The sequence below is a fragment of the Leeuwenhoekiella parthenopeia genome (genome assembly GCF_020782115.1).
In the GTDB taxonomy this organism is placed as follows: Bacteria; Bacteroidota; Bacteroidia; order Flavobacteriales; family Flavobacteriaceae; genus Leeuwenhoekiella; species Leeuwenhoekiella parthenopeia.
Genome location: NZ_JAJGMW010000011.1, coordinates 136,601 through 142,650, shown reverse-complemented (window position 1 = coordinate 142,650; position 6,050 = coordinate 136,601). Strand labels below are relative to the sequence as shown.

At 41.3% G+C, this 6,050-nt stretch carries 8 protein-coding genes; 6 read left to right on the top strand and 2 right to left on the bottom strand.

Annotated elements, in window-relative coordinates; all coding sequences use genetic code 11:
• Positions 1–135: 135 nt before the first annotated feature.
• Complete coding sequence (locus tag LLW17_RS10245) at positions 136–1,110, bottom strand: DUF4270 family protein (RefSeq protein ID WP_228230164.1); 975 nt, start codon at positions 1,108–1,110, stop codon at positions 136–138.
• Between the two features lie 245 nt (positions 1,111–1,355).
• Here LLW17_RS10245 and LLW17_RS10240 point away from each other — a divergent pair, with 245 nt between their 5' ends.
• The 6 genes from LLW17_RS10240 (at position 1,356) to LLW17_RS10220 (ending at position 5,369) form a co-directional block, all read left to right on the top strand.
• The gene (locus LLW17_RS10240; protein ID WP_228230163.1) at positions 1,356–2,198 is read left to right on the top strand and encodes a hypothetical protein; all 843 of its coding nucleotides are present in this window, start codon (positions 1,356–1,358) and stop codon (positions 2,196–2,198) included.
• Entirely contained in the window at positions 2,195–2,659 is a 465-nt protein-coding gene (locus LLW17_RS18985) for a Kelch repeat-containing protein (RefSeq protein ID WP_350355205.1), read from the top strand. Before LLW17_RS10240 ends, LLW17_RS18985 begins: the two co-directional genes overlap by 4 nt.
• Before the next feature lie 330 nt (positions 2,660–2,989).
• Positions 2,990–3,187 carry a Kelch repeat-containing protein gene (locus LLW17_RS18975; RefSeq protein ID WP_350355204.1) on the top strand — a complete coding sequence of 66 codons (198 nt, stop codon included), beginning with the start codon at positions 2,990–2,992 and terminating at the stop codon, positions 3,185–3,187.
• An 88-nt stretch (positions 3,188–3,275) separates the two neighbouring features.
• Positions 3,276–3,608: a DUF4907 domain-containing protein gene (locus LLW17_RS10230; RefSeq protein ID WP_228230162.1), complete on the top strand. Its 333-nt coding sequence runs from the start codon at positions 3,276–3,278 to the stop codon at positions 3,606–3,608.
• 13 nt (positions 3,609–3,621) lie between these two features.
• Positions 3,622–4,635 (top strand): sensor histidine kinase, encoded by a 1,014-nt coding sequence (locus LLW17_RS18970; RefSeq protein WP_228230161.1) that lies wholly within the window; start codon positions 3,622–3,624, stop codon positions 4,633–4,635.
• On the top strand, positions 4,635–5,369 hold the full coding sequence (locus tag LLW17_RS10220) for a LytR/AlgR family response regulator transcription factor (protein WP_228230160.1): 735 nt from the start codon (positions 4,635–4,637) through the stop codon (positions 5,367–5,369). Before LLW17_RS18970 ends, LLW17_RS10220 begins: the two co-directional genes overlap by 1 nt.
• A gap of 12 nt (positions 5,370–5,381) precedes the next feature.
• Here the strand turns inward: LLW17_RS10220 and LLW17_RS10215 are convergent, their stop codons facing one another.
• A complete protein-coding gene (locus tag LLW17_RS10215; protein ID WP_228230159.1) occupies positions 5,382–6,026 on the bottom strand; it encodes a pirin family protein in 645 nt (214 codons plus the stop codon).
• Between the last annotated feature and the right edge of the window lie 24 nt (positions 6,027–6,050).

Sequence of the window (6,050 nt, the reverse complement as noted above, 5' to 3'; positions counted from 1 at the left end):
ATCTATACCAACAATTAAAAACGTATTTTAGTTATTACAATACAAAAAGAAGGCATCAGGGAATAGAAAACGAAATACCGCTGGTAAAGTATTTAAACAAACAACAAAAAGCAGCTTAGTCAATATAGCCGGAACTTAATTTAAGCTGAAAACTGCCCTACAAATGGGGGGATGCTCAGTACCCTTGCCCTCAATATAATCTAAACCCGAAAGATTTGGGATTTCAATGCGGGTAGCCAGTCCCACTCCGCCCTGTACATAACTCATGCCACCGGCTTCAGTCGAGGAGACTACATTTTCCTGATCCTTTAAGGTTTCAAAATAGGTCCCTGTACGATCGCTGCTTATAGCATGAAAACTATAACTGCTGTTAAAATCCATGTCAAAGTAGTTTAGAGTGTCATCTTCCAGCTCATCGGGCAGGGAGTAGTACAGACGTACGGAACTTGTGGGTAGAAAACCTAAAATGACCGTGTTGTTGGCTCCCGGACTTAGAAGCAGACCACGGTGGGCATTTAGAAACTCATCAGAATTATTGATTTCGTTATCTCTAAGCTCCGAAAAGAGCAAGCGCCCGTAAGAGTCGTTAAGGCGCAAATGCAACGAATCTTCGCGGGTTGGTTGCGGTATAAAAACTAACTTACCTACAGGGTTTTCATCATAATCGAAAGAGGTAGTCGTATAAAAAGACCCGTCATCACTGGGTTTTATGCTCTGAAGTAACTCATAAACCTTCAGGCTTTGTACCTGGGTAGTATCATTGTAATAATAGTCATCATAATGGAGTATTAAAGCGATAGAGTCAAAAACGGCATCACGGTCAAGCGTATAGGTGCTGTTAGCTAATTGAGTGAATATCTTACTTTCGGTCTTACCAAAAATGGGATCTTGATAGGATCCCAAAAGTAAACGGTCTGTTGAAGAAACGGCAAGCGAGTCAAATTTAAACGTACTGCTGTTTACTTCTATAGTGTCAATATAAATGACCCGCGTATCACTTTGTATCCAATCTTCCCCCACTGTAATACTCGCATCTTCTTCAGAACACGACATAAACAGAAGTAGTGCTATTACAATGGCAGTAAGAAGTGTCGACTTATTTCTAGACATAGCTTTTAAATTTTGAGCAAACCTAAAAGCCAGCACGCTGCTGTTCAAATGCGATAGACAAAACCTGAAATAAAGCCCACTAAAGCTCATTTTTAATCTACCAGTCCAATAAGGCCCTGTTTATAGATAAAAATCAGCTATAGGCAGACATAAATGCACTACCTATCTAATCAATTTGGAATGCATAGGCATCCAAATCTAGTTTTGGCTCAAATTAAAAGCGCATAATGTTCAGGTTTATAAGTATGATTATTTTTTTAGGGCTTGGTACTGTGGTTTTCGCTCAGGATAGCACACTGGTGGGAACATTGGATTATCAGCTCATTCCTGCCTCAAAAGAGGTTGGCTCCACCAGTCAGCTTCAGGTAGCTTTAAATGTACCTGTTAATTTGGGAAACCTAAAGCTCGCATTCACTCCGGGATTACGCCATTATAATTTTGACTACTGGGATAACGCACCTTTCGATTTCACCCTTTTTGAACAGGTAAATAATGCATTTGTAAGTATGACGGCAGGCTATTCCTTCAATTCCAATTTAAAACTGCAAACAACTGCCGAAGCATCCTGGGCTTCCGGAATCAATGTAGAAGAAATGGTTGTTACGGGTAGCTCATCACTGATTTATAAATGGGGTCTGGTGAATCCTGCACGATTGCGTTTTGGACTTCAGTATGACTCGCCTTTGGGTAACCTAAGTTTGCTCCCTTTGATTGAAATAGCCTTTCAAACCTCTAAATTCAAGGTCAACTTAGGTTTTCCCAATAGTCAGATAAGTTATCCCCTTTCAGCCGCCGGAACCCTAAGCACTTCCTTCAGCTTTACCGGCGACTACTTCTACATACCCAAAGAGGTTGCGCTAAATGGCTATACAATGACGAAAGCCGGGCTATCCCGCCAACAGCTGGGGCTGGACTATACCTATAGGGTAGACGATTCGTGGGGTTTTTCACTGGGCGGCGGCTATTTGTTTACAAACGATTTAAGGCTTTATGGAAGTCAAAGCGATACAGATTATAAGCTAAATATGGGTGCCGGCCCCATTTTCTCAGCCGGAATTAAATTCAATTTTCCAAAATATAAATTATGAAACGAATGACTTACAATCAATTAGGTTTAACCTTGATCATCCTGCTTTTTGTGACAAGCAGTTGTAGTTCAGATGATGATGACAGCGATCGGGGAAACTGGCAGGAACGATCGGTTTTTGATGGTGTGCCGCGTAGTAATGCTGCTGCATTTACCATTGGGGATTATGGTTATATGGGTACAGGTTATGATGGGGATGATTATCTGTCCGATTTCTGGCAATATAATATTGACGGGGATTACTGGGTTCAAAAGGCAGATTTTCCGGGAACAGCCAGAAGTTCGGCAAAGGCCTTTACCCTTAATGGATTGGGGTATCTGGGTACCGGTTATGACGGGGACAATGAACTGGCAGATTTTTGGTCTTACGACCCCGATACCAATCAATGGATCCAAAAGTCTGATTTTGGCGGAGGTGTGCGCAGGGCAGCCACAGCCTTTAGCGGCAATGGTTATGGATAAATAGGTACGGGCTATGATGGTGATAACGACCGCAAGGACTTTTGGAAATATGATCCGGTTGCAGATACGTGGGAGGAACTTGTAGGCTTTGGCGGAGATAAGCGCCGGGATGCAACAGCTTTTGAAATTAACGGTCTTATCTATTTTGGTACAGGGGTTACAAACGGGCAATACCTTACCGATTTTTGGAGTTTTGACACCGCATCAGGAGATTGGGCGCGTCTCACAGATCTTGATGAAGAAGATGATTATGATATTACCCGATCAAATGCGGTAAGTTTTGCAGTAGATGGCCTGGGTTATATCGTTACGGGTTACAAGTCTGGGGCTTTGGCAAGTACCTGGGAATATGACCCCTTACTTGATGAATGGGAAAATATTACAGCACTTGAAGCTACAGCAAGACAGGACGCCGTAGGTTTTAGCACCGGGCTTAAAGGTATTGTCTCTTTGGGCAGAACCGGAAGTTTATACCTTGATGATACTTATGAACTTTTTCCTCAACAGGAATATGACGATGAAGATTAATAGTTGAGTTTTGTTTCCCCCGGGGTGTTTAAATATACAGATGTTCGGCATCCCGGGTTTTTTTAAAAGACGTTTAGACTGCTGAAATATGAATTATAAAGGCACAATTTTATACCTGGGGATTTCATTAAATGTAATTCTGTTAGTGATAGCCATTTGGCTTGTATATAGAGAAGATAAGGTCTATACGCATGTTTTTGAGACCGAGCAGGGCTATGGATATGCAATCGTAGATCACGGCCATATTTTAATAAAACAGGCGTTTATACCGGCTGTAACCAAAGAAAGGGCATTCTGTACAAAACAGGATGCAGAAAAGACAGCCAGGCTTGTCCTTAAAAAATTAAACGATCATCAAAACCCTGCAGTTTCAGAACCCGAGTTGAAGGCTTTGGGGATCGATTTAGATTGTCAAAAATAAAGATACAGATACCGTGACCAGAAAATTAGTATTGCACGCAGGAGTTTGGCTCCTGTTTTTATGCCTCTTTACAGTTGAGGTCTTTTGGAATACCGATAGGTTTCCGGCTCTGTCGGCTACAATTCTTTTGGTCAATCTGCTTCTTTTTTACATCAATTACCTCGTACTGGTTCCCTATCTTTTACTGAGAAAAAGAACCTGGCTTTATATATTGAGTATTCTCATCCTGCTGGTTCTTATTTTGGGACTAAGAGAATTGGTCTTGCACCAGCCCCGTGGCGGAGTCCCTAAGCCGCCCCGGGGATTTGGTCCAGAACCTCCTTTTTTCAGCATTTTAAAATACCTGTTTCCTCTTTTAATCTCTTTAAGTTTCATTGTAGTTGGCACTGCCGTAAAAGTTTATGAGCAATGGAGTCGCACGCTTGTCGAAGAAAAGGAAATAGAAGCTTTTAAAACCCGAACAGAATTGCATTACCTTAAAAATCAATTAAGTCCGCATTTTTTGTTCAATTCGTTAAACAGTATTTATTCCCTCATCAACAAAAAATCTGAAGAAGCTTCAGAAGCAGTGATCATGCTTTCAGAGCTTATGCGCTATATGCTTTATCAGGCAGACAATGAGTATGTGTCTCTCGCAGATGAGCTGGCCTATATGCAAAATTATGTGCGCCTGCAGCGCCTGCGCATCGCAAATAATGAAAATGTGTCCCTCAATATTCATGGAACGGTGACCCACCAAAAAATTAGGCCCTTGCTGCTCATTTCGTTTATAGAAAATGCATTTAAATACGGTACAGATTATAAAGGCAATACCGAGGTGCGCATTGTTATCACTGTAGAAGGGAGTGAACTTCTTTTTGTTTGCCAAAACCTTATTGGTACCCGCAAAGCAGACCTTCACAACTCGGGTATCGGACTCAAAAACACCACAGATCGTATAAAGCTGCTCTATCCGGAAAGCCATCAGCTCAAGGTTTACGAGGAAGACTCAAAATTTATAGTACATTTGAGACTAAACCTTAATTGATGCGTTGCATTATTGTAGATGACGAGCCTCTGGCATTAGATGTATTGTCTTCCTATCTCGAGAAGATTGAAGGAATCGAACTGGTCGCTCGCTGCACCAGTCCTTTAGACGCTGTCAATATCCTAAGCAGTGATGAGGTTATAGATCTGGTTTTTTTAGACATTGAAATGCCAAACCTCACGGGAATAGAACTCGTAAAATCTTTAGACCGCTTACCTCAATTTATCTTTACAACAGCATACCCGCAATACGCCCTCGAAGGCTTTGACCTCAACGCGACAGATTATCTCGTTAAACCGGTTCCATTTCATAGATTTCTAAAAGCTGTAAGCCGGGCCAGGGAGAAGTACGACTCCATAAGCAAACAAGCAGAGCCTAAATCTCAGGTTTCAGGTATTATACAGGAAAATGTGCCTGATTTTATTTTTGTCAAGTCTGAATATGAAAATATCAAAATCGATACAGCAGACATTAAATACCTGCAGGGATTGAAGGATTATATCAAAATATACACCTACAGCCAGACTAAGGCAATCTTAACGTTAAGCAGTTTTAAGGAGCTTCTTGATAAATTACCGGCAGCCAGTTTTATACGGGTACACCGAAGTTATGTTGTAAATATCAATGCTATAAGGGCTGTTCAGAAAAGCAGGGTGATTATAGGAGAAATGCGCATTCCTATTGGAGAAACCTATAAAGACGAAGTGCTCAAAAAGCTTCATATTTCAGGATAGGGAACTCAGGTTTTAGAATTCAAGCACCAGTAAATACGCGTTATTGGAAAGGGCCTCCAATTCAAGCTCTGTTTGATCCCATAAATAGATCGCTTCCCCCGCTTCCAGGAGACGTTCCTCAACTTCAAAAGCTCCCTGAATGAAATAGACAAAAAAGCTTTTGTCTGGCTTCGAACGGGTATATGCTGCTTCCGTTCGGCCTGTAAACTGTCCCAAATTTAAAATGCTGAAAGTGTCTTTATAGATTTGCTGAAGCATGTTTACGGTGGAAAAAGTATAATTTTCAGTTTGAGGCCTTTTTACAGCCTCACCTTTCCGAAAGATCATTATAAACCGAATGGAATCATCAGGATAGACGTTTTTAAATTCCATTTTAGTCCCCGCTTTTACCGGAAACGTGGCAATCTGGTTGATGTGAATAAACCCGGTTTTATTGTTTTCCCTGACTTCAAGTGCCCCAAAAAGCGGAAGGATCAACACGTTTCCGGATTCTGAAAACCAGTTGCTGCTTCTTTCGGTTTGTTTCAATACGACATCAGAAAAAAGTTCGATAGAGCCGAGGTCATTAAAATTGCCTATTGCTCGTATTTCACGTCCGGGTGTAAGATTTCCTTTTTTGGGGTAAAACTGAGCGGGTGATTGTTCTTTAATATCCATGAGAAGCATTGTTTTAAAACTGAA